This is a genomic window from Mesobacillus boroniphilus JCM 21738, from assembly GCF_000517385.1.
GTDB lineage: Bacteria > Bacillota > Bacilli > Bacillales > Cytobacillaceae > Mesobacillus > Mesobacillus boroniphilus.
Genome location: NZ_BAUW01000216.1, coordinates 1 through 1,099, shown reverse-complemented (window position 1 = coordinate 1,099; position 1,099 = coordinate 1). Strand labels below are relative to the sequence as shown.

Here is a 1,099-nt window from a genome sequence, read left to right as displayed (position 1 = left end):
CGCAGATACGGAACCATTCCGGTAAGGACCGTGACCTTAGCTGTATGACCCGTTTCTTGAAGGAATCCCCTTGGTGCGCCAATCGTGTCCAGCGCAGAAGAATGGCGCGCCTGATGGATTCCATTCGGCGTGCTCGGCACAAACAGGGTGATGAGAGGCCGATTATTTTCCTGATTGTCGATGACACTGGCTGTCACAAGGATCGCTCAACCAAAAAGATGGAAGCACTGGATTTCCATTTTTCCCATTCGGAAGGGAAAAGTGTGTGGTCCCACTGCCTTGTGACAACCCACGTGGTGGCTGAGGGCTATTCCTTCGCATGGGATTTCCGACCTTACTTCAGGCAGGAATACTGCGAAGAACATCATCGATCCTTCAAAAGCAAGAACGAGCTGGCCACGGAAATGATTCAGGCATTTCCAGCCCGTGAGGAAGAACAGGTCTATGTCCTGATGGACAGCTGGTATACAAGCAGAAAACTGGTTGATACCTGTAACGCCAAGGGTTTTCATGTAATCGGTGCCGTTAAATCGAACCGGAAGATTCGCCCGAATGGAATCAAAGTATCCATGGCGGAATTCGCCGGCCAATATATCCAGAACCCTGACCTTCGCTCTGTGACCGTGAAGGGGAAAGGGAAGTTCCGGATTTACGAATATGAAGGTCCCGTTTCGGATATCGAAAATGCGAAGGTACTTCTCTCCTGGGAAAAGAAGTTCACTCAGGATCAGAAACCGTTTTGCATCCTCTGTACGGATCTCACCCTGGATGTCGTCACCATCCTGGAGTATTACAATGTCCGCTGGGAAATCGAGACGGGATACCGCTATTTCAAGGAACTTCTGGGCTTTGACCAGTATCAGCTGCTTTCTTTCAAGGCGATTGAACGTTATTGGACCATTCAATACCTGGTACAAAACTTCCTTGAGTTTCAAAGGTTTGAATGGTCGAAAACCAAGCCTGTCACATTGGGTGATACCGTTAGAAGAATACGCAGCGAAATGCTTGGTCAGCTGGTTGTGTACGCTTATCAAGAAGGAATGGCAAGCACACCTTTGAAAATTGTCTTGAAAACCCTCAAACTGATTGCTTAAAAAAT

1 protein-coding gene is annotated in these 1,099 nt (G+C 48.0%); it reads left to right on the top strand.

Features of this window, described 5'->3' with window-relative positions:
- On the top strand, positions 1–1,094 hold a 1,094-nt coding region (locus JCM21738_RS21860; RefSeq protein WP_081742207.1), incomplete at its 5' end, for an IS701 family transposase.
- Between the last annotated feature and the right edge of the window lie 5 nt (positions 1,095–1,099).